The organism is Luteibacter sp. HA06, from assembly GCF_054061215.1.
In genome coordinates, this window is the sequence record NZ_JBSSDZ010000001.1 from 2293724 (window position 1) to 2318134 (window position 24411).

The window sequence follows — 24411 nt, forward strand, 5'->3', positions numbered from 1 at the left end:
CCGCAAAACCGGACGGCATATAGGTGTCATCACTTTCTCGCGATGGCCAAAAACCATGACTACGCAACCCCTCCCGAATGCCTCCAGCGCCGCCAAAGGTGGCTGGCTGGCCGTGGCTGCCGTGACCCTAGCAGCCTTCGCCTTCGTCACCACGGAGTTCCTGCCGATCGGTCTGTTACCGCAGATCACGGGCGAGCTCCATCTCAAGACCGGTATCGGCGGCCTCATGGTCACAACCACCGGTCTGGTCGCCGCGATGGCGGCACCACTGACCACGCTGCTTGCCGGTCGCGTCGACCGCCGCAAGGTGCTGCTGCTCCTGTCGGTGCTGCTGATGGTCGCCAACGTCGTCGCTGCCTCGGCAACGGGATTCGCCACCATGCTGGTGGCCCGTGCGCTGCTCGGCGTCGCCCTCGGCGGGTTCTGGGCGGTCGCGCTGGCGGCAGCCGGGCGTCTCGTGCGTCCGGAGCAGGCCGCCCTGGCTACCGCGACAATGTTCGCGGGTATCACCTTCGCCACCATCATCGGCGTGCCACTCGGCACCCTGATCGGTAGCGTCGCTTCGTGGCGCTACGCGTTTATCGCCACGGGCGCGCTGGTCTTCGTCGCCCTGATCGCGCAGTTCTTCCTGCTGCCACGCCTGCCGTCGGAAACCGTGGTGAAGACAGCCGACTTCGGCACGCTGCTGCGCCGTTCGTCGTCCCGCCTGAGCCTGATCATGATGGCGGTGGTCATTGCTGCGCACTTCACCGCTTACACGTATATCGCCCCTTTCCTGATCGAACGTGCCGGCTTCGACGAGCACGGCATCACGGCGGCGCTGCTTGGCTTCGGCGTCGTCGGCTTCATCGGCAATTTCATCGCTCCGAAAGCGATCGCGAAGAACCTCGGCTGGACCCTGGGTGCCACCATGGTCCTGCTTGGCGCCACCATCTTCGCTCTGCCGCTGTTGGGCGCGTCGCACGCCGGCGCCAGTGCCGACATCCTGCTCTGGGGCATGGCCTACGGCGCCCTGCCGGTGGCCCTGAGCGTATGGGTGTCGCGTTATGCCGGTGACCACGCGGAAGCCAGTTCGGCCTTGTTCGTCATGACCTACCAGCTCGCCATCGCCGCTGGTTCCTTCGTCGGTGGTCGTGTGGTCGATGGCTTAGGCGTCGTGCCGGCACTGGTGGTGGGTGGTATCGCCGTCGTCGTCGCGCTGGTGTTGCTGCTCAGCTTCGGCAGCCGCAAGCCGGCGCTTGCGACGGCCGCCGAAGCTGCGGTGCATTAAACCAGCATGCCGCCGGATACCTCGATGCGCTGACCGCTGATCCAGCGGTTGGCGTCCGAGACCAGCGACGCGATCATCGCGCCGAGGTCGTCCGGCTGGCCCACCCGGCCCAGCGCAGTCATGCTCGAGATGCGCTGGGCCAGCTCCGGCGTGTCGCGCACCATCCCGCCGCTGAAATCGGTGGCGACGGCGCCCGGGGCCACGGTGTTGACCGCGATGCCGCGCGGCCCCAGTTCCGCCGCCATGTATCGCGTCAGCACTTCCACGGCGCCCTTCATCGCGCCGTAGGCCGAACTACCGGGCATGGATACCCGGGCGAGGCCCGAGGAAATATTGATGATGCGTCCGCCGTCGTTGATGAGAGGCAACAGCTTCTGGGTCAGCAGGTACACGCCCTTGAAATGGACGTTGTAGATGGCATCGAGTTCGGCTTCCGTCGTCTGGTCGAAGGACTTGTGCAAGGACTGGCCGGCGTTGTTTACCAGGTAGTCGAAGCGCGTTGCCCCGAGCTCACCGATGGCGCCCTTCGCACGCTCCACGAACGCATCGAACGACCCGGCAACACCGGTATCCAGCGGCAGCGCGATCGCCCGCCTGCCCTGCGCCTCGACCGCGGCAATCACCTTCGCTGCTTCTGCCTGATTCTCGCGGTAGGTGAAGATGCTATCGACGCCGCGTTCCGCCAGGTGGAGCACGGTGCTACGGCCGATGCCACGGCTGCCACCGGTAACGATGGCAATCTTTGAAGCGCTATTTGTTGCATTTTCGTTGGTCACGGACTTTCCTTCGGGTGTGGGGCCTGGGCGAACGATAGGCCTCCCGCGCCCGTGACTGAATGCGCGAACCCAGCCTATTCTTGCCTGATCCTGTTCATGGGCATACGATGACCCATGACTTCCGAACTCGTTCGCGCCCTGCTCCGCCATATGGCCGACCAGGAGCACTACGGCCCCGTGGTGACCGATGTCGCCGGTATGGTCTTGCTGCGTTCCGACAACGAACGGCCGCCCACGCACCTGATCTTCAAGCCCGCTCTCTGCATCGTCGTACAGGGCGCGAAATGGGCGGTGTTCGGCGACCGCCACATGGACTATCGCGCGGGTCAGGCACTCATCGTCAGCGTGGAAACGCCAGCGCTCGGCCGTGTCGCGCAAGCCAGTCCCACCGAACCGTTCCTCGGCATCATCATCGAGTTCGACCTCGCGATCATGCGCGAGGTGGCCGATGCCCTCGGTACGCCCGCACCGGGTGGCGAAGGCCCCGGCTCGGGCGTGTTTGTCACGGATTTCGACGGGCCGCTGGCCGATTGCACCTTGCGCCTGGTGCGTCTGCTCGATACACCCAAGGCCATTCCGGTGCTGCAACCGGCGATCATGCGCGAGATCGCTTATTGGCTCCTGAGCGGCCCGCACGGTGCGGAAGTGGCGCGCATGGTCCTTGCCAACACGCACGCGCATCGGGTCATCGCCGCCATCCACCGGCTGCGCGACCGCTTCGCCGAGACGGTACGTATCGAAGATCTGGCGGCGAGCGCACAGATGAGTGCCTCCGCCTTCCATCGCCAGTTCCGTCGGCTCACGGCGATGACGCCGCTGCAGTACCAGAAGCAGATGCGCCTGCTCGAAGCGCGACGGTTGATGGTTGGCGAGGCCGCCAGTGCGGAGACGGCTGCCTTCGCCGTTGGCTATGAAAGCGCGTCGCAGTTCAGCCGCGAGTATTCGCGCATGTTCGGGCTACCACCGCGGCGTGATGCGAAGCTGCTCCAGCAGGCGTGAGGCGATGCTCTCCTGTGGGAGCCGATTCATCGGCGATTGGGTGCTCGCGAAAACCTGGCCCGCTGCCGCGGGATCGCCGATGAATCGGCTCCCACAGATGACAACGCTAGCGGGCTTGCGCGCGCTTCAGAGGAACGTCCTTCAGCCACCAGGCCAGCACGAAGGCGATGGCGATCACGCAGGCGGCCACGTGATACACCGTGTGCAATGACGCGCCAAACGCATGGAGATAGCGCGCGTGGATGTCCGGCGGCAGCTTCGCCACTGCATCCGGCCCGAAAGCGTGCGGTGATGCCGGGCCGGCCGGCATGAATGACGCCGTCCGTGACTGCAAGCCGTTGGTGAAGATGGTGCCGAACACCGACACGCCGATCGAACCACCGATCGAACGGAACATCGTGACGCCCGAGGTCGCGACGCCCATGACCTTCATCTCCACGCTGTTCTGCGTGGCGAGGATCAACACCTGCAGCACCATGCCCAGACCCAGGCCGAGCAGGCCGGCATAGGTGTAGATCAGCGCGATGGGGCTTTCGTCCTTCAGCGTGCCGAGCAGCACCAGAGCGATCGTCGCGATGAACGTGCCGACGATCGGGAACACGCGATAGCGCCCGATCTTGCTGATGATGCGGCCACTGACGATCGAGCTGACCAGTACCCCACCCATGAGCGGCAGCAACTGCATGCCGGCACCCGTCGGCGAGACGCCCTTTACCACCTGCAGGTACAGCGGCAGGAAGGTGGTCGAGCCGAACAGCGCGGCGCCGACGAAAAAGCCGATGAGGCAACTGAGCAGGAAGGTGCGGTGACGAAACAGCCCGAGCGGGATGATCGGCTCGCTGGCGATGGTTTCTTCGTAGATGAAACCAGCGACGCCGACAACGGCGAAGGCTAGGATGAACCACAGCTCCGCCGCATTCCACGGCAGCATCGTGCCGCCTTCGGTGGTGAACAGGATCAGGCTGCTCAGCGCGAGGGCAAGCCAGCCGGCGCCCCAGTAATCGATCTTGTGCTTCACGTGACGCACGTGCGGATGGAACACCGCCGCGATCACCACCAGCGAGAGGATGCCCAGCGGCAGGTTCACGTAGAAAATCCACCGCCACGACAGGTGGTCGACCATGAAGCCACCGATCAGCGGTCCGATCACCGTGGCAAGGCCATAGACCCCACCGAAAAGACCCTGGTACTTGCCGCGGTCCGCTGGCGGGATGACGTCGCCGATCGCCGCCATGGTGATCACGAGCAGGCCACCGCCACCCAGGCCCTGCAATGCGCGCATCAGGATGAGCTGGGTCATGTCCTGCGCGAGGCCGCACAGCACCGAACCGACCAGGAAGATCACGATGGCCGTCTGCAGCACGATCTTGCGTCCGAACAGGTCGCCGAACTTGCCGTACAGCGGCACGACCACGGTGGAGGTCAGCAGGTAGGACGTCACCACCCAGGACAACTGGTTCAGCCCGCCGAGGTCGCCGACGATGGTCGGCAGCGCCGTGGAGACGATGGTCTGGTCGAGGGCGGCCAGGAGCATCACCAGCATCAACGCCGGGAACAACAGGCGCAGGGACGGCGGCGCGGGCGGCGCCGGCGTAGCGGCCGCCGGGAGCACGGCATCGGGCGTTTCCGCCGGTTGCTCAAGCGTTTGGGTGCTCAAGAGGCCTGCCTGTAAATTAATTAAGTGGTGAGTTAATATATGCCCGTGGCCGGACCGACGTCAATCCACCCGTCGTCGTGGTATCCATGCGTCATAGATTCCAAGGTAGAAACCCGTGGTCGAACCAACCCTCAGCCGAGCCCGCCGTCCGGGCCGTCCGCCAGCGCAGGCCGATAGCCCCGATCAACGCCAGCGCCTGGTCGGCATCGCACTCGAGCTCTTTGCCCGCCAGGGGTACGCCGAGACCACGCTGGCGGCGATCGCCCGCGCCGCCGGCATGACCCCCGCTGCCGTGCACTACTACTTCAAGACTCGTGACGAGCTGTTCGACGTGCTTTTCGACGAGCGCATCGCGCCCATGCGCCGGCACATCGAAGGCATCTTCCTGGAGAACGCGCACGATCCCGTTGCCGCGTTCACGACGCTCGCGCAGCGGTTCGTCGAGCTGGCCGCCGAGAGTCCGTGGATAGGCCCGGTCTTCTTCGGCGAGATGCTCCGTGAAGACGATCTGTTCAAGCAGCACATCCACAAGCGCTTCAGTGAAAGCCGCCAGGTCACGGTGCTGGACACCATGCGACGCTGGCAGGCCGAGGGCCTCCTTGGTGAGGATCTGGACCCCGCGCTAATCATTGGCTCAGTGCTGAGCCTCACGGTGTTGCCGATGACCGCCTCGCGCAAATGGCGCGACGATCCCCTGCGCAGTCACATCGGTCCCGAACAGATCACCCGGCACGCACTCGCCCTGCTTCGCCACGGTGTCGGTCCGGCCAAGGCGTAGAATGTCGGGTTTACCCGCGGAGCGACCCCTTGGCCTTCCCCTTTTCCCTGGTCATTTTCGATCTCGACGGCACGCTGGTGGACAGCGCGGCCGATATCGCCGAATCGGTCAACCGCACACTGACCGACTGGAAACTGCCGACCTACGACGTCGCGCAGATCATCGAATGGATCGGCGAAGGCTCACGCATGCTGATCACCTACGCATTTCGCCACGCTGGTAGCGACGCCGATATCGATGACGTGATGCCCGGCTTCCTCGTCCACTACGCCGAGACCGCGCTCGACGCCACTGCGTATGAAGGCGTGGTCGACACGCTGGCCGCGCTGCACGCGCAGGGCGTGAAGCTCGCCGTGTGCACCAACAAGAATGAAGAGTTCGTGCGTCCCTTGCTCAAGGTGCGCGGGATGCTGCCGTACATCGACGGTATCGTCGGCGGCAACACCTTGCCGGAGCGCAAGCCCAGCGGTGTGCCCTTGCTGCACCTGGCAAAGGAAGCCGGCGTCTCGCCGGATGAGACGCTCATGGTGGGTGACTCGGAGAGCGACGTTCTCGCCGCACACGACGCCGGGCTGTCGTTGGTGATGGTCACTTACGGCTATCGCAAGTCCCTCGACCTCAACGCGGTCGGCGCGCTGGCCGTCATCGACCGCATGCCCGACCTGCTCACTATCGGTAACTCCCGATAACCGCCTTGATCAGCGCGACATCGTCTTCGATGCCGTAGTCGGGCGGCGCCGAGTACCCGAAGCGCGTGATCACCAGATGTTGCGACGGCACGATGTAGATGCGCTGGCCCATCGTGCCGCTGGCGAAGAAACCGTCCTTCGGGAAGCCGCCTTCTACACGCCACTTCGCGGTCTGGCTCGGCCCGTCGTTGGTCCAGAACCCGGCGCCATAAGGCGCACCCAGCGTGGACGATCGCGACCACGCAACCCAGCCGCGAGGAAGCAGTCGCTCACCGGTCGGTGCGACGCCGTCGTTGAGGTACAGCAAGCCGAACTTCGCGAAGTCGCGGGCGCTCGCGTAGACGTAGGTGGAACCAATGAACGTTCCCTTGCCATCGAACTCCATGGTGGCGTCGTGCATGCCCAGGCGGCGGAACAGGCGATGGCGCGCGTAGTCACGCACACCCGCCGCACCGCCGCCGACGAGTTCACCGATCTTCCTGTCGAGCAGGACCGTATCCGCCGAGGTGTATTCGAAGGTTTTCCCCGGCGCTTCTTTCGCCGGCTGCGCGGCCGCAAAGCCGGCCATGTCGCCGTGGAGGAATTCCATCTGCGCCACCGGGCTGAAAGCCGACTCCGCTTCTTCCGCAGCCAGTCCGCTGCGCATCCGCATGAGGTCTTCCACGGTGATGGAGGCGCGTGCATCGCCAGGGTGTCGCCATTCCGGCGGAGCCAGCGGCTGGTCGACACGCAGCTTGCCGTCGCTCACGAGCATCCCCAGCAGCGCATTGGTAAAAGACTTGGCGACGGAGAAACTGATCATCGGCGTATGCATGTCGACACCGTCGGCATAGCGCTCGGCCACCACGACACCGTCCTTGACCACGACGACCGCCTTGACCCGCTTCGGCGGTTCACCGTCGCGTTCGGCAAAGACATGGTCCAGCGCCCTCGCAACCGCAGGCTCGCGCGCCGCGACGGGCTCGTCCGGCCCGAAGTCATCACCGAATGGCCCGTCGGTCGCGTTGCCCGGCGGGTCCGCGACGAGTGGCACATTACCCCGCAAGTCGAGTCGGCAACCGTAGCCACGAGTGAAGGACGCACGCGCCAGTGACCGCACCCAGCTGGACACCTCCACGCTTTGCGTGTCCCGTGACACCTGGACGCTCAGCAGATGACCCGCCACGCTGCCGATCATCGGCACCACCAGCTCATCGTACGTGCGCTTGGGGTCCTGGCCACCGATGAACGTCATCGAGCAGACGTGGTGCGCGGCGACGCCGGCCGCGACACGCAGCGCCTGGTCCGGACGGAATACCACCCAGGCGGAGGCGGCAGCCACGACGATGATGCCTCCGGCGATCCATGTTTTCTTGCCCACGCTGGTCCCCTCTGCTTCCGCACGGTGTGATGTGGGGCATTCTGGGCATGACCACGCCCGCGTTGCCGGCCTCCTGGGACGAAAGCGGCACGTACGGGGACCAAGCCGCCTGACCAGACACTCCGTCGGTCCGTCAGAGTTCGAGCGCGAGCCCCGGTGGCAGCTGATCCAGGTAGCGCCGTGTCCAGGTGACGCGCGAGCCGTCACGCAGAAGCAGGCGGTGCTCGCCTTCGGGCCAGGGTTTCAGCTCCGTGATCGCATCCAGCCTGACCACCGTCGAGCGATTGATGCGGACGAAGTGGGACGGCGACAGTCGGGCCTGCATGGCGTCGAGCGTGCCGCGCAGACGGCGCGGCGTACCCTCTACGTAGATGTCGACGTAGTTGCGGTCCGACTCGATTCGATCGATGCGGTCGACATGGACCAGCTCCGCGCTGTCGCCGGTCGGCAGCAGCAGCCGTTCCACGTAATGCGCGGGCGCTGGCAGCGCGTCGAGCAACCCATCCACACGCACCCCCACGCTTACGGCAGGAACCAGCAGTTTGCATAGCCGGGCGGCGAGACGGTCGAAGCGTTGCGGCCCGACCGGCTTGAGCAGGTAGTCGAACGCATGCACCTCGAAGGCCCGCACGGCATGGGTGTCGTGCGCGGTGACGAAGACGATTTCGGCCGGCAGCGGCTCGCCCAGCGCCTGCAGGACGCCGAAGCCATCCATGCCCGGCATGCTGATATCGAGGAAGATCACATCCGGCCGCAGACGCTGGATCAGCGTGATCGCTTCGATGCCATTGCCTGCTTCGCCGACCCATTCCAGACCGTCGGCCGCGGCGAGATAGCGACGCAGTTTGGCGCGTGCAGGCGCTTCGTCATCGACGACAAGAATGCGCAGGCTCATGCCGCCGCCCAGCGTCGTGCCGGTAGCCACACCGTCACCACCGAGCCGCCCCCGTCGGCAGCATCGCGGCTTACGCCTGCGTCTGCACCGTACAGATGACGCAGGCGGGCATCCACGTTCGCAAAGCCGATCCCGTGGCCCGGTCGTGCCGTGCCACCGCCGAAGTCGCGAACACGCAGCGTCAGCCTGCCCGCCTCGCGCCTCGCATCGACCGTCACCCGCCTGCCATCACCGCTCCCACCGTGTTCGATCGCGTTTTCGACCAGTGGCTGCAGGATCAGGAACGGCACGTGCAGGTCATCCAGCGCCACGTCGCCTTCAACATGCGCGTCCAGTCCGCTACCGAAGCGCGCCCGCTGGATATCGAGGTACAACGCGAGCAACTGCCACTCGTCCGCCAGCCGGTGTTCCTGCGCGGTGGCGGATAGCGTCGCGCGCAGCAATTCGCCGATGCGCGAGAGCATCTCGTCGGCAACCTGCGGGCGCTCATACATCAGCTCCGAAACCGCGTTGAGCGTGTTGAAAAGGAAGTGTGGATTCAGTTGGAGGCGCAATGCCTCGAGGCGCGCGTCGGAAAGCGCGGATTCCAGTTGCGCGGCACGCAGTTCCCTGGCCTGCCCTTCACGGTAGCGGTCGAAAAGCCACAAACCCAGCGCGATCACCGCGTAAAAGAACAGCTGGGTCGGCATTTCCATGAGGTAACGCCACCCGGTCGGCAACGCGGCGTAATCCGCGTATCCGGCCAGCGGAAACACCAGCAGCCGCAGGCCCAGCATGAGCGTGGTCTGCGCGGCGGAAAGGGCGAGAAACAGCCCCCCATGCCCGAGCAGGCGTGCCGGGCCCGGCGCAATACGTGCGATACGACGCAAGAGGAAAAACAACACCGGCAGAAAAACGCCGAAGCTCAACGAACCGGTGAGTTCGTCGATCAGCTTCGGCGCAAAAAGCGATGGCACGTGGTTGGCGATATCGATGAGATAACGGTTCGACGCCCTGAGTAAACCGATGGCCACGAGCAAGGCGACCCAGAGGATCGCTGCCTGACCTTTCTTCCCTGTCTTCATGTCGAGGCCCCCACCCCTGTCTTGCGTGCCGGCCCTTATACCAGAGCCGGCACGCCGGGAGGGATCAGGCGGCGCGCCTGGGGAGGACCCAGTCCGGGCGGATGAAATGACACGTGTAACCGTTCGGATACTTCTCCAGGTAATCCTGGTGCTCGGGTTCGGCCTCCCAGAAAGGGCCTGCCGGAGCCAGTTCGGTCACCGCCTTGCCCGGCCACAGACCCGACGCATCGACATCCGCGATGGTGTCTTCCGCAACGGCTTTCTGCTCGTCATCGAGGTAGAAAATGGCGGAGCGGTAGCTCTCACCGCGATCATTTCCTTGCCGATTCAGCGTACTCGGATCGTGGATCTGGAAGAAGAACTCCAGGATCTTGCGATAGCTGATCTTCGCCGGATCGAACTCGATCTCGATCGCCTCGGCATGGCTGCCGTGGTTACGGTAGGTGGCGTTCGGTACGTCGCCGCCGGAATAACCGACGCGCGTGGCGATCACGCCGGGCTGCTTACGGATCAGGTCCTGCATACCCCAGAAACAACCGCCGGCAAGAATGGCGCGTGAGCTCACAGGACACCTCCGGTCTCGCTATCGAACATATGGACGTACTGGCCGTAGCCTTCCTTCTCGAGGTCGGCCACCGGCACGAAGCGCAGCGACGCCGAGTTGATGCAGTACCGCAGGCCGCCCTGGTCGCGCGGGCCGTCGGGGAACACATGACCCAGGTGGCTATCCGCATTCGCCGAACGAACCTCGGTGCGGATCATGCCGTGGGTGATGTCGCGCTTCTCTTCGACGTGGTCCGCTTCGAGGGGGCGCGTGAAGCTGGGCCAGCCGCAGCCGCTGTCGAATTTGTCGAAGGACGAGAACAGGGGTTCACCGGAGACGATATCGACGTAGATACCTGGCTCTTTGTTGTCATTGAATTCGTTGTGGAACGGCCGCTCGGTGCCAGCCGTCTGGGTCACCCGGAACTGTTCCGGGGTCAGCTTGGCGAGGGCTTCGGGGGTCTTGCGATAGTCGGACATGGGGACCTCCAGTGGGATGAAGATCGGGGCCGCAGGCCGGTGAAAGGCTTGCTCCACCGCTCATCAGATAATGCGGTCGAATGTGGCGGAAACAATAGTAAGGATTTGCTCCCACATGGCCTACATCGGGAGCTTTACCCAGAAACGCGCGCCACCCCCGGCGGCGTCGCTCACGCCGATCTCGCCGCCGTGGCGCGCCACGATCTCCTGCACCAGGTGCAGGCCCAGGCCGGTACCCACGCTGCTTGGGCGCAGGCGGTAAAAGGGGGTAAACACCTTCGCTCGCTCGGCCACGGGAATGCCCGGGCCTTCATCGCTGATCTCAAACCCGCCGTCAGCCGTCACCGCTACGTGGATCAGGCCCATGCCGCCGGCATGCGCGATGGCGTTCTGCAGCAGGTTGGTCACCGCGCGGGAAAGCGACAGCCGGTCTCCCATGACGACGACCGCGTGATCGGGTGCGTCCATGGCCAGCTCGTAGCCCGCGTCCAGCACCAGCGGCGCAACGTCGGCGCTTACCTCGCGCACCAGGGTCACCAGGTCCAGCGGTTCGAACACGGTCACCTGCTTGCCCAGCCGCTGCAGGTCGAGCAACTGCTCGGCGATATTGGCCAGCCGGGCCAGATCCGTCAGCAGGCGGGTCCGCGCCTCGCCATGCGGCAAGGTGTCGAGGCGGGCCTCGAGGATGGCGATCGGTGCGCGCAGTTCGTGGGCGGCATCCGCCAGGAAGCGGTCCCGTGCGTCGTAACCCTCGCCCAGCCGCTCCAGGGCCAGGTTGAAGGCACGCACCAGGGGTTGAAGCTCCCGCGGCACCGCGCCGTCTTCGAGCTGGGCACCGCGCTCATCGATGTTGATGCGCTGTGCCTGGTCCGCCACCTTGCCGACGCCGGCCATCGATCGGTGGACCAGCCAGGGAACAGCCACGAGGGTGACCAGCACCAGCGGTAGCCCGATCCGGATGCCCAGGTAAACCGAAATCTTGAAGAAAACGAGCGCGAGCCCGAGTACGGGTGCACCGCCGACGATGACGTGGATGCGACCGTGCGCCGTGTTTTCCACGATCACACGCATGGCAAGTTCGTAAGGGGCGCCGGTGGTATGGACCTCGGACGCTTCCAGCGTCGATAGCGCATTGACGAGGGAGCCGTACGCCTGCGGCACGCTGCCATGGCTCAGGCGATGGCCTTGCTCGTCCTCGACCGCAAACCAGATGCGCGGTGCGGTGTCGAACATGGCGCGCATGTCGCCGGTGTCACGAAGATGCATCGTGCCGTTGTCGACCGTGACCGCCCGCGCGATACCGCGTGCCAGGTCCTCGTCGATGTATGCCGCACGCGCGCTGAGGATGCTCCAGGTCAGCGCGGCGATCGTCGCGATCAGGATGACGATCTGCAGGACGCTCAACCGGGCACCCAGCTGGGTCGTCAGCGACTTAGTGTGCCTGCCCATCGCGCACCTCCCTGAGCAGATAGCCGATGCCACGGATCACGTGGATCTCGACACTCGCCTGCGCTTCGGCCAGGGCGCGTCGCAACTTGGACACATGGGCGTCCAGCGCATTGGACTGGATCGCGTCGTCGAAGCCATAAACCGCCTCCTGGAGCACCTCGCGCTGCACGGTGCGGCCGTGGCGGTACGCCAGCGCCTCGAGCAGGAGCAACTGGCGTCGCTGCAGGCGCAGGGGTTGCCCTTCGACCACCGCTTCGCGAGCGGTGAAGTCGAAGCAGAGGTTGCCCAGGACGGCGACGGGCAAGGCAATCTGCGCGGGGCGTCGGGAAATGGCACGGATTCGCGCGAGAAGTTCCTCGATCGCGAAAGGTTTGACCAGGTAGTCGTCCGCGCCCAGGTCGAGGCCTTCGATGCGATCGTTCAGCGAGCCGCGAGCGGTCAACATGATCACCGGCAGGTCGGCGTGCGTCGCCCGTGCCTTGATCAACAGCGTCGCGCCGTCACCGTCCGGAAGCTGCCTGTCGAGCAGGAGCAGGTCGTGCACCTTGCACTGCAACGCTTCACTGGCGCTGGCGATGTCGGGAGCGATATCCACGAGCATGCCATGCCGGTGGAGCCCGGCCTGGAGCGCGGCGGCCATCTCCGGCTCGTCTTCCACCAGCAGTATGCGCATGTGAACCCTCCCGAAGGGGCGCGATCCTAACACGCGCTAAACGGCCATCCGGCCACGCAATGTTGGGGCAATGTCCAGTCCCCAGCATCCCGGACCTGTCGTCCCCACGAGTCTCCCTGCATGTCGGTATCCCGTTCGCGCTCCGCCTCCCTCCTTGCCTTGATGGCCGGTTTCGGCCTGTCGGCCGCCGCCGCAGCTCAATCCGCGGACGAGCATCCGGCGGGATGGAGCCTCGGTGTCGGCGCTGCTTGGGCCCCGAGCCCGTATCGCAGCTACGACAACAAGGCCCTGCCCCTGCCCCTGGTCAACTATGAGGGCAAGTCGTTCTACTTCCGCGGTGCGTCGGCCGGCTACAAGCTGTTTTCGACGCCCAGCGACGAACTCTCGATCCTGGTGTCGCCCTTTGCCAACCGCTTCCGTCACCAGGACACCGACGACGCGCGACTGCGCCAGTTGTCCGATCGCAAGATCTCCGGCATGGCCGGCGTGGCGTGGAAGCACAAGGCCGAATGGGGTGTCGTGTCGGCCAGTGCGCAGAAGGAATTTACCGGGCACGGCGGCGGCACCTTGCTCGATGCCAACTACAGCTATCCGCTGCCGAAGGGCGCTCTCACTCTTGTCCCGGCCGTGGGCGTCTCGCACAGCAACGGCGCGCTCAACGACTATTACTACGGTGTCAGCGGCCGTGAAGCGGCGCGAAGTGGCCTGACGGCCTATCACGCGGACAGCGGCAACGCGCCGTACGTCAATCTGATGGCGATCTATCGCCTGTCGCCCTCGTGGGTCACGTCGGGTGGCATGCGCTACACCGTGCTGCCGGACGCCGTAAAGGACAGCCCCATGGTCAACGCCGACCACACGCGCAGCTTCTTCATCTCACTCAGCCACGTGTTCTGAGCGATGGGCAACCGGATCATGCGTCGGATAGCGGACCTGGCCTACGGCATCGAACCGGACCGCCAGGCGGTCTGGGACTGGCTGCTGCTCACGCCCATCAAGGAGCTGGGTGACCGCACGGCGGTCGAAATCGCACTCGCTGGCGAAGGCGAGCACGTGGTGTCGTTGCTCGAATCCGTGGCCGCGGGCAATCGAAACCTGTAGTTCCGAACGCCAGCTGCTACTCGTGCATCAGCGCCTGATGCACGGACATGGGCATCGGCATCATGTTGACGTTGGCGTTATGCATCACCCAAAGCGAACCGGCGACCACCACGGCGATCAGGAAGGTCGTGCAGGCGAAGATCGCCGTGTTCGCGCGCTGGCTACGTGCCGATCCCAGGTGCAGGAAGTACACCAACTGGACGAAAAGCTGCGCCACGCACAGCGCGACGATAAGGGTCAGGCGCGCGCCCGCCGGCACGACGTTCGACATCACGGCGCCGAACGAGGCCAGCGTCAGGGCCACGGAAAGGATGAAGCCGGACACGTAGCTCCGCATGCTGCCGTGGGCGTGGGTATCGTGACTCATGGGGTGAACTCGCGCAGGTAGACGAAGGTAAAGACGCAGATCCAGATCAGGTCGAGGAAGTGCCAGAACAGGCTGAGGCAGGCCAGCCGGCGCCGGACGATGCCATCCAGGCCGAAACGCAGCACCTGGTGGATCATCACGCTGAGCCAGACCAGGCCCGACAGCACATGCAGGCCGTGTGTACCAACGAGCCCGAAGTACGCGGAGAGGAAGGCACTGCGGGAGGGACCCGCGCCGTCGTGGATCAGCTCGACGAACTCATGCACTTCCATGGCGATGAAGCCCAGGCCGAGCAGGAAGGTGACGATGAGCCAGCCGACGAGCACGCGCCGACGGCCCGCCGCCGCACCGAGCATGCCGGCGCCGAAGGTGAAGCTGCTCAACAGCAGCAACATGGTTTCGGTCAGCACGAATGGCAGGCTGAAGAGCTCCCTGCCCCCCGGGCCGCCCGCGGTCGCACCGGCAAGCACCCCGAACGTCGCGAACAGGGTCGCGAAGATCAGGCAGTCGCTCATCAGGTAGATCCAGAAGCCGACCGTGGTCATCGACCCGTCGTCATGCTCCGCGTGGCCGTGCCCGGCCGTGGCAAGTGTGGTGCTCATGCTCAGGCGGCCTCGTCGTAGCGTGTCGCGGCGGTGGGATGGATTTTTGGCAAGCGTTCGAAACGCGCGCGCTCGATCGCGGCGACTTCGGCAGCAGGCACGTAGTAATCGACGTCCCGGTCGTACGTGCGCACGATGAACGTGGCGACGATGCCCAGCAGCGACACGATCGCCAGCGGCCATATGTGCCAGACCAGCGCGAAGCACAGTGCGAGCGCGATCGCTGCGATGATGAATCCCGCGCCGGTGTTCCGCGGCATGTGGATGTCTTCGTACGCCTTCGGTTCCAGATAAGCTGTGCCCGCCTTCTTCGCATCCCAATGCGGCTCGAGCGAGGTGATGACCGGCACGTGCGCGAAGTTGTAGAACGGCGCTGGCGATGCGGTGGACCACTCCAGGCTACGGCCATCCCAGGGATCGCCGGTCATGTCGAGGTTGGCGTTGCGGTGGCGGATGCTGACGACCAGCTGGATGCCGAGCGCGGCGATGCCACAGGCAATCACCAGCGCGCCGATCAGTGCGACCACAAGCCAGGGCTGCCAGGTGGGGTCGTCGTAGTGGTTCATGCGTCGCGTCATGCCGTCCAGGCCGAGCACGTACAGCGGCATGAAGGCCAGGTAGAAACCCACCAGCCAGCACCAGAACGAGACCTTGCCCCAGAACTCGTTGAGCGTGAAACCGAATACCTTGGGAAACCAAAAGCCGATCGCGGCCAGGCAGCCGAACAGCACGCCGCCGATGATCACGTTATGGAAGTGCGCGACCAGAAACAGGCTGTTATGCAGCACGAAGTCCGCACCCGGCACGGCAAGCAGCACGCCGGTCATGCCGCCAATGGCGAAGGTGACCATGAAGCCGATCGTCCACCACACCGCGGAGTGGTAACGGATGCGCCCGCGGAACATGGTGAACAGCCAGTTGAACAGCTTCACGCCGGTCGGGATGGAAATGATCGAGGTCATGATGCCGAAGAAGGCATTGACGTTCGCACCCGAGCCCATGGTGAAGAAGTGGTGCAACCAGACGAAGAAGGAAAGCACACCGATGGACGAGGTCGCGTAGACCATCGACTTGTAGCCGAACAACGGTTTGCCGGAGAACGTGGAAATGATCTCCGAGAACGCGCCAAAGCACGGCAGGATGAGGATGTAGACCTCGGGATGGCCCCATACCCATATCAGGTTGATGTACATCATCGCGTTCCCACCAAGCTCGTTGGTGAAGAAATGCATGTCCAGGTAGCGGTCGGCACTCAGCAGCGCAAGCGTGGCGGTCAGGATCGGGAACACCGCGATGATCAGGATGTTCGTGATCAGCGCCGTCCAGGTGAATACCGGCATGCGCATGAGCGTCATTCCGGGCGCCCGCATGCGCAGGATGGTCGCCACCAGATTGATACCGGTGAGCAACGTGCCGAGGCCGGAGACCTGCAGCGACCATATGTAGTAATCGACGCCTACCGTCGGGCTGTACCCCAGTTCGGACAACGGCGGATACGCCACCCAGCCGGTCGCCGCGAAGTCGCCCACGAACATGGACATCATGACCAGTAACGCACCCACGACAGACAACCAGAAGCTCAGTGAGTTGACGAAGGGAAAAGCCACGTCGCGCGCGCCTATCTGCAGTGGCACCACCACGTTCATCAGGCCCAGGATGAGCGGCGTGGCGACGAAGAAGATCATGATCACGCCATGGGCGGTGAAGATCTGGTCGTAGTGGTGCGGCGGCAGGTAACCCGTCGAACCATTCGCCGCGATAGCCTGCTGCGCGCGCATCATCAGTGCGTCGGCGAAGCCGCGCAGCAGCATCACCAGCGCCAGGATGATGTACATCACGCCGATGCGCTTGTGATCGACCGAGGTCAGCCACTCGCGCCACAGGTAGGTCCACTTACGGAAGTACGTGATGGTACCGAGTAATGCCGCGCCACCGAGGAGCACGATGACGAGGGTGCCCATGATGATGGGCTCGTGGAACGGGATAGCCGATAGATCGAGCTTGCCGAACATGATGTTCAGTCCTTTGCCGGCGACATGAGGGGGAGCGACTCCGCGTGAGGCGGAGCGAGTGCGGCGGGCACACGGGCGACCGTGTTGGACGGCCCGCAGACGTCTCCGCCGGGAGGTTTCGGCATGTATTGATCCACGACGTGCTCAAACAGGCCGGTTTCGACGTTACCGAACTTGCGAGCGGGTTCATGCTCGGTGGGCGCGGACAATGCGTGGTAGCCGTCTGCGGTAAGGGCTGGCGATGACGTGCGGGTGCGCGTAATCCAGTCCGCGAACTCCGCGTCACTTACCGCGAAGGTGTCAAAGCGCATACCGGAGAATCCGGCGCCGCTGTACGCCGACGAGCGTCCCGCAAACGTACCCACGTCATCGGCGATCAGATGCAGGCGGGTTTCCATGCCGGCCATGGCGTAGACCTGACTACCAAGGCGCGGAATGAAGAACGAGTTCATCAACGAATCCGCCGTAAGGTGAAACTCGATCGGCGTATGGGCCGGGATGACCAGCTCGTTGATCGTGGCCACGCCGTAATCGGGGTAGATGAACAGCCACTTCCAGTTCAGCGCGACGACCTCCACCTTCACTGGCGCTCTTCCCGAGGCCAGTGCCTTGTAGGGATCGAGTTCGTGGGTGCTCCGCCAGATAAGCACGGCGAGCAAGGCGACGATCACGCAGGGAATGGTCCACACGACGACTTCGATGGCCGTGGAGTGCGACCACTCGGGCGCATACGTCGCCCCGGCGTTGGTGGCCCGGTAGCGCCAGAAGAAGTACAGGGTGAGTGCGATGACCGGGACGACCACGAGCAGCATCAGGCCGAGGGAGACCAGGATCAGATGGCGCTCCTGGTTGCCGATGTCTCCCTTGGGGTCGAACAGCGCGAGGCGACAACCCTGCAGGAAGACCAGGCAAAGCAACGCGGCGACGCGTCCGGCAGGTCGGTGAAAGCGATGGAACAGCGACGCGAACATGTATGCATCCATTTAGGGATGCGGTGCATACTATGCGTCAACAATATCCATACATTGGTGGCATTGTGACGCGGACAACCTCCATACAAGGCCTGGACTGGGCAGGTACGCTCGAGGAAGACGGCCCGCGCTACCTGCAGGTCGTCCGCTTCATGGAGCGCGCGATCACCGACGGAAGACTGCGGCCAGGCGACCGCCTGCCCCCGCAGCGCCAATTGGCGACTGCCCTCGGCATCGACCTGACCACGGTCACCCGCGCCTACGCCGAGGCACGCCAGCGCAAGTTGCTTCATGCCAACGGCGCGCTGGGCAGTTTCGTGTCCGCGCCCCGCTTCGACACGGCGCAGATCGTCGATCTAGGCATGAACATCCCGCCACCGCCGCTCGGCATCGACCTCACGGCCCTGCTCAAGCGCGGCGTAGATCAGATCCTCACCCACACGGATCCCCATCTGCTGATGAGCTACCACCCGGGCGGCGGCAGCGACGCGGATCGTGCTGCAGGTGTGGCATGGCTCGCACCCATGCTCGGCCGCCTGGACGATGCACGCGTGGTCACGTGTCCCGGCGCGCAGGCGGCGCTTGCCGCCCTCGTCCTTGCACTCTGCGCGCCCGGCGATGCCGTGCTGACCGAGCCGGTGCTGTATCCGGGCATGATCAGCGCCGCCGCGCATCTCGGCCGACGCCTCGTCAGCGTGGAAAGCGATGCCGACGGGATGCTCCCCGATGCGCTGGCGAAAGCCTGCCTGGAACACGGTGCCCGGGTCGTCTATCTCAACCCTACCCTGCGCAACCCCACGGCAAGCAGTATGTCCGCGACACGCCGGGAACAGATCGTTGCGATCGCACGTGAACACGATTTGCGCATCATCGAAGACGATCCGTACTGGGCGCTTTGCGAATCGGCGCCCCCTCCGCTGGCCCGGCTCGCACCGGAGCGGACGTCCTACATCGCCACGCTTTCGAAGGCGCTGACACCCGGGTTGCGCACCGCGTATGTCGTCACGCCTGATGCAGCGGCGCGGGCAGCCTTCCTGTCGAGCCTGCGCGCGGTCACGCTGATGTCGATGCCGGTGATGACGTCACTGGCGACACAATGGATCCACGACGGCACGGCCGCGCGATTACTCGAGGGCGTGCGAACCGAGGCACGGGAAAGGCAGGCGATGGCGGCGCGCATCCTGCGACCCACGAGTCTCGCCAAAGTCACCGTCGAAGGCATTCATCTCTGGCTGCCGTTGCCCGGCCGCTGGACGGCACGTTCGTTGACGATGACAGCGCGTCTCGAGGGATTGGCGGTGACGCCTTCGGATGCCTTCTCGCCGGGCCCACCCAAAGAACAGGCCGTCCGGATCTCGCTGGGCGGCGTCAGGGATCGGATGCGACTGAAGCAGGGACTGGATCGGTTGATGCAGTTGTTGGAAGCCGGCGACCCGGGGGATGCGGTCGTTATCTGAAGAGCATCGCCGCTGAAGCGGCTCCCACACAGAGCAATGGCCCTGGCTCATGTGGGAGCCGCTTCAGCGGCGATGCCCCTTCAGGCAGCGATATCCTCAACCCACACATGCCCCGCCTGCTGCAAAAGCGCACGCGCCGAATCCGGACCCCACGTACCTGCCTCATAGCTGTCCGGACCCGCAGCGTCGTCGCTCCATCCCTCAAGAATCGGAGTCACCCACTGCCATGCCGCTTCAGTCTCGTCCTTGCGCACGAACAGGGCCGGGCTACCCTTGACGGCGTCGAGCATCAGGCCTTCGTAAGAATCACGGTAACGAATGCGCTCCGGCTGACCAAGCTTCGACAACGCGTCGACCTCGTCCAGACCGAAGCTGTTGCCCGGGTGCTTGACGAACAGCGGCAGCGTGACGCTTTCGTTCGGCTGCACGCGAATCACCAGCCGGCTACCCGGCCGTGCCTCACCGAACAGGCCCGGCTCGCCGGCACGGAACTGCACGACGACCTCGGTCACCTTCTCCGGCATGCGCTTGCCCGAGCGCAGGTAGAACGGCACGCCCTGCCAGCGATCGTTATCGATCTCGGCCTTCAGTGCCACGAAGGTCTCGGTGTTGCTCTCGGTCTCGCCCGGCAGCTCCTCGCGGTACGCAGGCACCGACTTGCCGCCTGCCGTGCCCTGGACGTACTGACCACGGGCCACATTGGCGCGCAGGTTGTTGCGGTCGAGCGGCTTGAGCGACTTCAGCACGCGCACCTTCTCGTCGCGCAGCGCATCGGCGTCGAGCGAACCGGGCCGTTCCATGGCGACGACGGTGAGCACCTGCAACAGGTGGTTCTGGATCATGTCGCGCAGGGCGCCCGAGCCATCGTAGTAGCCACCACGGCCTTCGAGACCGACCGTCTCCGCAGCGGTGATCTGCACGTAGTCGATCGACTCGCGGTCCCACATGCGCTCGAGCATCGGGTTGGCGAAGCGAAGCGCGATGATGTTCTGAACCGCTTCCTTGCCCAGGTAATGGTCGATGCGGAAAATGCTGTTCTCGGGGAAATAGCGGCCAACGTTCTCGTTGACCTTGCGGGCCGTATCCAGGTCGGTGCCGATCGGCTTCTCCAGCACGATGCGCGACGTCTCGCTACGCAGGCCCTTCTCGGAGACGTTACGCGCGATCTCACCGTAAAGATCCGGCGCGGTAGCGAGATAGAACACGCGAATGCGGTCTTCCGCGGCGTTGGACTCCAGCAGGCCCTTCAGGCCATCCCAGTTCCCGGTCGACTCGGCGCCGTTGAGGCTTACATAGTGAACCAGCCGGAGGAACCGGTTTACCGTCGCGTCGATCAGCTCGTCGGCACGGATATGCTCGTTCAGGGCCTTGCGGGCGCGTTCGCGGAAGGACTCATCGTCCAGCGGCGAACGTGCCGTACCGATGATCCGCGAGTCCGCAGTGATCTGCCCTTCGGCGAAGCGGCGGTACAACGCAGGCAGGAGCTTGCGCATGGTCAGGTCGCCGGTGGCGCCGAAAATCACGTAATCGAAGGAAGCGACGGGTTCGAGCTGGATCGAAGCGGACATGGCGAAGGATTTCCGGGGGGAGGCTGGATGGGGGCGGCGCGCTCGCCGTCACGGGACGTGTGAATGATGCGGTGCCGCAGCGCCCTTTCAAGTGCCTCGATCCAAATCAATCTTGCGCCGGCCGCATAAGTGTTATGACCGGCCGCGTATGACAGATGGTGCCGGTGCGTCCCCATGCTTTGGCGGAGCACATCCCATCCACCATCAGGAACACCGAATCATGAGCAAGCTGAAAGATAAAGTCGCGGTTGTCACGGGCGCTTCCAAGGGCATCGGCGCCGCGATCGCCAAGTCGCTGGCTGCCGAGGGCGCCGCTGTCGTGGTGAACTACGCCTCGAGCAAGGCCGGTGCGGACAAGGTCGTCGCCGAGATTAAGGCGGCCGGTGGCAAGGCTGTCGCCGTCGGCGGCGACGTATCGAAGCAGAAGGATGCCGAAGGCCTCGTCAATGCGGCCATCGAGCACTTTGGCCGTCTGGACATCCTCGTGAACAATTCGGGCGTGTATGAGTTCGCCTCGATCGACACGACCACCGAAGAGCTGTTCCACCGTACCTTCAATATCAACGTGCTGGGCCTGATTCAGGTCACGCAGGCGGCGTCGAAGCACCTGGGCAAGGGTGGCAGCATCATCAACATCGGTTCGGCGGTCACCCGCATCACGCCGGCCGAGAGCGCCGTGTACACGGGCACCAAGGGTGCCGTCGACGCTATCACGGGTGTGCTCGCCCGCGAGCTGGGGCCGCGCGGCATCCGCGTCAACGCTGTGAACCCGGGCATGGTCCAGACCGAGGGCACCGAGACGGCGGGCTTCATCGGTTCGGACTTCGAGACCGCCCTCGCCGGCCAGACCCCGCTCGGCCGCATCGGCCAGGTCGGCGATATCGCGCCGATCGTGACCTTCCTCGCGTCGGATGATGCAGGCTGGGTGACCGGCGAGCTGATTTTGGCTTCGGGTGGTATGCGTTAAGCGCTTAGCGCGTCGCGGGAAAGTGTAAAAGCATCGCCGATGAATCGGCTCCCACACAGAGCCCCGCCTCCTGTGGGAGCCGCTTCAGCGGCGATGCGCCTCCTGTGGAAGCCGCTTCTTGTGGGAGCCGCTTCAGCGGCGATGCTCTGGCTTCAATCCACCGCGGCGATGCTCTGGCTTCAATCCACCGAGTCCCCCAGCCCATAAAGCTCCGGATGCAGAAACGGCGCCATCGCCAGCACCAACGCCTGCGTATACGCGCTCTCACGCGTCGCATGACCGTTCGTGACCAGACCGATCGCCCCGCCCTGTTGCTTGATATTGACGGTACCGAACAGCCGGTCCATCACATGGCCGAGTTCCTCGCCGTCCAGCAATGACTCGTACACGGCCGGGGGTAAGGGCAGCCACGCGCTGCATCCCACGGACACGTAGCCCTGACTGGCAATGGCGACATAGCCGAACGTACCGGGTCCGTCTTCCGTGACGTCCACGCCGCCTTCCAGCGCGACATAGAAATCAGCATCGCCGTGCTGCCGGCAGAAGTTCATCCGGTTTACCGCGCCTTCGCGCGTCTCTGCTGCCGTCATCGGTTGGTCGGGCACACCGGAGGGTGCATGCATGCCCTCGCACTCGACCAGTCGGCCGGGGAACAACGGCGCCAGTGCGTTGCGCACGGCGCCGATCTTGACGGGATTTCGCGAGCCGACCATTACGCGGATCGGCGCCGTGTCATGAGCGTTCATGAGGGGGAACCTGGGGGGACGGCTGCGATATTAGCAGCCGCCCCTCACCGTTTAGAGGCGAAAACCGCCGACTACCTCTTCCAGCCTATGCGTCTGCTCTTCCATCGCTTTGGCTGCCGCGGCAGCTTCTTCGACCAGGGCAGCGTTCTGCTGGGTCATGTCGTCGAGCTGCGTGACGGTGCGGCTCACCTCGTCGATGCCCTGGCTCTGTTCCTGACTGGCCGCCATGATTTCTTCCATGAACGCAGCGACGCCTGCCACGTTACGCGTCAGCTCACTCATGCTCGTGCCGGTACGCTTGACCAGCTCCGCACCCAGCGCCACGTCTTCCGCCGAACCGCTGATCAGCGCCTTGATATCGCGGGCTGCCGACGCCGAACTCTGCGCCAGACTGCGCACCTCGCCAGCGACGACGGCGAAGCCACGACCCTGCTCACCGGCGCGCGCGGCTTCCACCGCGGCGTTCAGTGCGAGCAGGTTCGTCTGGAAAGCGATGCCATCGATGACACCGACGATATCGGCGATCTTCGCCGAGGATTCACTGATCGCGCCCATCGTCGTGACCACCTGCGCAACAACGTCGCTGCCGCGATGTGCCGCGGCGGCCGCGTCGCGCGCAAGCGTGTTCGCCTGCTTTGCGTTGTCCGCATTCTGACGCACGGTAGCGGTCAATTCCTCCATCGAGGCCGCGGTTTCTTCGAGCGAACTGGCTTGTTCCTCGGTGCGCTGCGAGAGGTCCATGTTGCCGCTGGCGATCTGGGTCGCCGCGGACGAGATCGCGGTCGAGCTGGCCTGAACGCGACGCATCATGTCCTGCAGGCGCGCGATGAACCGGTTGAAGCTGTCGACCACTGCGTTGTATTCACTGCCGCTGCCCGGCGGCAGGCGACGTGCGAGATCGGCTTCGCCGGAGTTGAGCTCCTCGATGTTTTCCTTGAGCGTGGCCAGCTGTTTCATCAGCAGGCGGATACCGAACACCAGCGCTGCGAGCAACAGCAGTGCCAGGGGCAACTGCACCGCAGCCAGCTTGCCCATGATGCGGCTGCTGTCCTCGGTGAGCAGGCGCGTCGGCAGGCTGGTCGCAAGCACCCATGGGGTGCCGACAATCGGGCGCAGGAACAGTGTCTTCGATTCGCCGTCCACGTAATCGCGTTCCACCTGCTTCGCCTTGCCCAGGTCGGCCATGGCGTCCTTGACCTGCGCGATCATCGGCGACGTCGCCGCCAGGTCGGCGAGCTTCTTCAGGACGATCTCGTCCTTGATGTAGGTGCTATTGCTGACAATCGTGCCGTTCGGCTCGACGATCAGGATCTGGCCGTGGACCTTCGCCTCCATGTCGGCCACAAGGTGATTGAAGAAGCCAAGGGTGACATCCACGGTGGACACGCCGAATACCTCGTCGCCCTTGTAGATCGTCATGGCGCAATTCGTACGCGGTTGCGCGCTGGCGTCGTCCTTATAGGCATCCGCCCAGAGGCAATGACCGCGCGGAGCGCTGAGGCCATTCTTGTACCAGCTCTGCTCCCAATACTTCAGTGCGTCCGGCTGGTTCCAGTGCGTATTGACGACGAGCTTGCCGGTCGCGGCATCGCGCGCGAAGAAGGTGCTGTCGCGTTCCTTCGTCGGCTCGCGCTTGAAGGGCAGCGGCCAGATGCCGCCACCAAAGACGTCCTGATCGCCGTACTGGTCGACCAGCCCCGGCTGCAACCGGTCGATCGAGGCGCTGTCCATCAGTGCGACGGTTTGCGTGATGCTGCGCTGCTGTGCTTCGACCTGGTGCAGCTTGTTAGTGATGACCAGTCCGATCTCGTCGACGTTGCGACCGACGAGTTCGGCCTCGCTACGGCGAAGGTCGGGCGTGACGTATAAGCTGATCACCACGAAAGTGAGCACGACAAGCGCAAGAAAGTACGCCAGGACGAAGGCGGTATAGCGCGCCTGGGTGGAGCGGAGGAGGTTCACGAAGGTCGCCGGATCGGGATGGGGA

24 protein-coding genes are annotated in these 24411 nt (G+C 64.6%); 8 read left to right on the forward strand and 16 right to left on the reverse strand.

All coding sequences use genetic code 11. From position 1 onward, the window contains the following. Window positions 1–55 precede the first annotated feature (55 nt). Window positions 56–1270, forward strand: a complete 1215-nt coding sequence (locus ACVWWJ_RS10500; protein ID WP_456967759.1) for an MFS transporter — start codon at window positions 56–58, stop codon at window positions 1268–1270. Here the strand turns inward: ACVWWJ_RS10500 and ACVWWJ_RS10505 are convergent. Next, the gene (locus ACVWWJ_RS10505; RefSeq protein ID WP_159894210.1) at window positions 1267–2046 is read right to left on the reverse strand and encodes an SDR family oxidoreductase; all 780 of its coding nucleotides are present in this window, start codon (window positions 2044–2046) and stop codon (window positions 1267–1269) included. The genes ACVWWJ_RS10500 and ACVWWJ_RS10505 overlap by 4 nt on opposite strands. Window positions 2047–2160: 114 nt before the next feature. Here ACVWWJ_RS10505 and ACVWWJ_RS10510 point away from each other — a divergent pair, with 114 nt between their 5' ends. Continuing rightward, window positions 2161–3045 carry an AraC family transcriptional regulator N-terminal domain-containing protein gene (locus ACVWWJ_RS10510; protein ID WP_456967760.1) on the forward strand — a complete coding sequence of 295 codons (885 nt, stop codon included), beginning with the start codon at window positions 2161–2163 and terminating at the stop codon, window positions 3043–3045. Window positions 3046–3151: 106 nt separating this feature from the next. Here the strand turns inward: ACVWWJ_RS10510 and ACVWWJ_RS10515 are convergent, their stop codons facing one another. After that, window positions 3152–4702: an MDR family MFS transporter gene (locus ACVWWJ_RS10515; RefSeq protein WP_456967761.1), complete on the reverse strand. Its 1551-nt coding sequence runs from the start codon at window positions 4700–4702 to the stop codon at window positions 3152–3154. 115 nt (window positions 4703–4817) lie between these two features. Here ACVWWJ_RS10515 and ACVWWJ_RS10520 point away from each other — a divergent pair, with 115 nt between their 5' ends. After that, entirely contained in the window at window positions 4818–5480 is a 663-nt protein-coding gene (locus tag ACVWWJ_RS10520) for a TetR family transcriptional regulator (protein ID WP_159894204.1), read from the forward strand. A gap of 29 nt (window positions 5481–5509) precedes the next feature. After that, on the forward strand, window positions 5510–6169 hold the full coding sequence (gene gph, locus ACVWWJ_RS10525; protein ID WP_456967762.1) for a phosphoglycolate phosphatase: 660 nt from the start codon (window positions 5510–5512) through the stop codon (window positions 6167–6169). Here the strand turns inward: gph and ACVWWJ_RS10530 are convergent. The 7 genes from ACVWWJ_RS10530 to ACVWWJ_RS10560 all read right to left on the reverse strand — a co-directional run bounded on the left by ACVWWJ_RS10530 (window position 6150) and on the right by ACVWWJ_RS10560 (window position 12633). Then, a complete protein-coding gene (locus tag ACVWWJ_RS10530; protein WP_456967763.1) occupies window positions 6150–7529 on the reverse strand; it encodes a serine hydrolase domain-containing protein in 1380 nt (459 codons plus the stop codon). The genes gph and ACVWWJ_RS10530 overlap by 20 nt on opposite strands. A 133-nt stretch (window positions 7530–7662) precedes the next feature. Then, a complete protein-coding gene (locus ACVWWJ_RS10535) occupies window positions 7663–8454 on the reverse strand; it encodes a LytR/AlgR family response regulator transcription factor (protein ID WP_456967764.1) in 792 nt (263 codons plus the stop codon). Further along, a complete protein-coding gene (locus tag ACVWWJ_RS10540) occupies window positions 8421–9488 on the reverse strand; it encodes a sensor histidine kinase (RefSeq protein ID WP_456967766.1) in 1068 nt (355 codons plus the stop codon). The genes ACVWWJ_RS10535 and ACVWWJ_RS10540 overlap by 34 nt, the downstream gene beginning before the upstream one ends. Before the next feature lie 64 nt (window positions 9489–9552). Beyond that, window positions 9553–10053 (reverse strand): peptide-methionine (S)-S-oxide reductase MsrA, encoded by a 501-nt coding sequence (gene msrA / locus ACVWWJ_RS10545; RefSeq protein WP_456967767.1) that lies wholly within the window; start codon window positions 10051–10053, stop codon window positions 9553–9555. Further along, window positions 10050–10511, reverse strand: a complete 462-nt coding sequence (msrB, locus tag ACVWWJ_RS10550; protein ID WP_159894192.1) for a peptide-methionine (R)-S-oxide reductase MsrB — start codon at window positions 10509–10511, stop codon at window positions 10050–10052. The genes msrA and msrB overlap by 4 nt, the downstream gene beginning before the upstream one ends. 120 nt (window positions 10512–10631) lie before the next feature. Then, window positions 10632–11960 carry a sensor histidine kinase gene (locus tag ACVWWJ_RS10555; RefSeq protein WP_456967769.1) on the reverse strand — a complete coding sequence of 443 codons (1329 nt, stop codon included), beginning with the start codon at window positions 11958–11960 and terminating at the stop codon, window positions 10632–10634. Next, complete coding sequence (locus tag ACVWWJ_RS10560; protein WP_456967770.1) at window positions 11944–12633, reverse strand: response regulator transcription factor; 690 nt, start codon at window positions 12631–12633, stop codon at window positions 11944–11946. Before ACVWWJ_RS10560 ends, ACVWWJ_RS10555 begins: the two co-directional genes overlap by 17 nt. A gap of 120 nt (window positions 12634–12753) precedes the next feature. Between ACVWWJ_RS10560 and ACVWWJ_RS10565 the strand changes: the two genes are divergently transcribed. Both ACVWWJ_RS10565 and ACVWWJ_RS10570 read left to right on the forward strand, forming a co-directional pair. Beyond that, on the forward strand, window positions 12754–13530 hold the full coding sequence (locus ACVWWJ_RS10565) for a MipA/OmpV family protein (RefSeq protein WP_456967771.1): 777 nt from the start codon (window positions 12754–12756) through the stop codon (window positions 13528–13530). 18 nt (window positions 13531–13548) lie between these two features. Beyond that, window positions 13549–13734, forward strand: coding sequence for a hypothetical protein (locus ACVWWJ_RS10570; RefSeq protein ID WP_159894186.1), 186 nt, complete (start codon window positions 13549–13551; stop codon window positions 13732–13734). Between the two features lie 16 nt (window positions 13735–13750). Here ACVWWJ_RS10570 and cyoD read toward each other — a convergent pair whose 3' ends face one another. From cyoD to cyoA, 4 genes are read right to left on the reverse strand one after another with little or no spacing between them, the layout of a single operon-like run. Further along, window positions 13751–14101: a cytochrome o ubiquinol oxidase subunit IV gene (gene cyoD / locus ACVWWJ_RS10575; protein ID WP_456967772.1), complete on the reverse strand. Its 351-nt coding sequence runs from the start codon at window positions 14099–14101 to the stop codon at window positions 13751–13753. Next, on the reverse strand, window positions 14098–14703 hold the full coding sequence (cyoC, locus tag ACVWWJ_RS10580; RefSeq protein WP_159894182.1) for a cytochrome o ubiquinol oxidase subunit III: 606 nt from the start codon (window positions 14701–14703) through the stop codon (window positions 14098–14100). Before cyoC ends, cyoD begins: the two co-directional genes overlap by 4 nt. 2 nt (window positions 14704–14705) lie before the next feature. Beyond that, the gene (gene cyoB / locus ACVWWJ_RS10585; RefSeq protein ID WP_456967773.1) at window positions 14706–16715 is read right to left on the reverse strand and encodes a cytochrome o ubiquinol oxidase subunit I; all 2010 of its coding nucleotides are present in this window, start codon (window positions 16713–16715) and stop codon (window positions 14706–14708) included. A 5-nt stretch (window positions 16716–16720) separates the two neighbouring features. Then, window positions 16721–17686, reverse strand: a complete 966-nt coding sequence (cyoA, locus tag ACVWWJ_RS10590) for a ubiquinol oxidase subunit II (RefSeq protein WP_456967774.1) — start codon at window positions 17684–17686, stop codon at window positions 16721–16723. A 65-nt stretch (window positions 17687–17751) separates the two neighbouring features. Here cyoA and ACVWWJ_RS10595 point away from each other — a divergent pair, with 65 nt between their 5' ends. Beyond that, complete coding sequence (locus ACVWWJ_RS10595; protein ID WP_456967775.1) at window positions 17752–19143, forward strand: aminotransferase-like domain-containing protein; 1392 nt, start codon at window positions 17752–17754, stop codon at window positions 19141–19143. An 80-nt stretch (window positions 19144–19223) separates the two neighbouring features. Here ACVWWJ_RS10595 and zwf read toward each other — a convergent pair whose 3' ends face one another. Further along, on the reverse strand, window positions 19224–20711 hold the full coding sequence (gene zwf, locus ACVWWJ_RS10600; RefSeq protein ID WP_159896892.1) for a glucose-6-phosphate dehydrogenase: 1488 nt from the start codon (window positions 20709–20711) through the stop codon (window positions 19224–19226). A 220-nt stretch (window positions 20712–20931) separates the two neighbouring features. On the opposite strand from zwf, the gene ACVWWJ_RS10605 reads away from it, so the two are divergent. Beyond that, a complete protein-coding gene (locus tag ACVWWJ_RS10605) occupies window positions 20932–21678 on the forward strand; it encodes a glucose 1-dehydrogenase (RefSeq protein WP_456967776.1) in 747 nt (248 codons plus the stop codon). 179 nt (window positions 21679–21857) lie between these two features. On the opposite strand, the gene yjjX is transcribed toward ACVWWJ_RS10605, so the two are convergent. Both yjjX and ACVWWJ_RS10615 read right to left on the reverse strand, forming a co-directional pair. Then, a complete protein-coding gene (yjjX, locus tag ACVWWJ_RS10610) occupies window positions 21858–22424 on the reverse strand; it encodes an inosine/xanthosine triphosphatase (RefSeq protein WP_456967777.1) in 567 nt (188 codons plus the stop codon). Window positions 22425–22475: 51 nt separating this feature from the next. Beyond that, entirely contained in the window at window positions 22476–24386 is a 1911-nt protein-coding gene (locus tag ACVWWJ_RS10615) for a methyl-accepting chemotaxis protein (RefSeq protein WP_456967778.1), read from the reverse strand. Window positions 24387–24411: the final 25 nt, after the last annotated feature.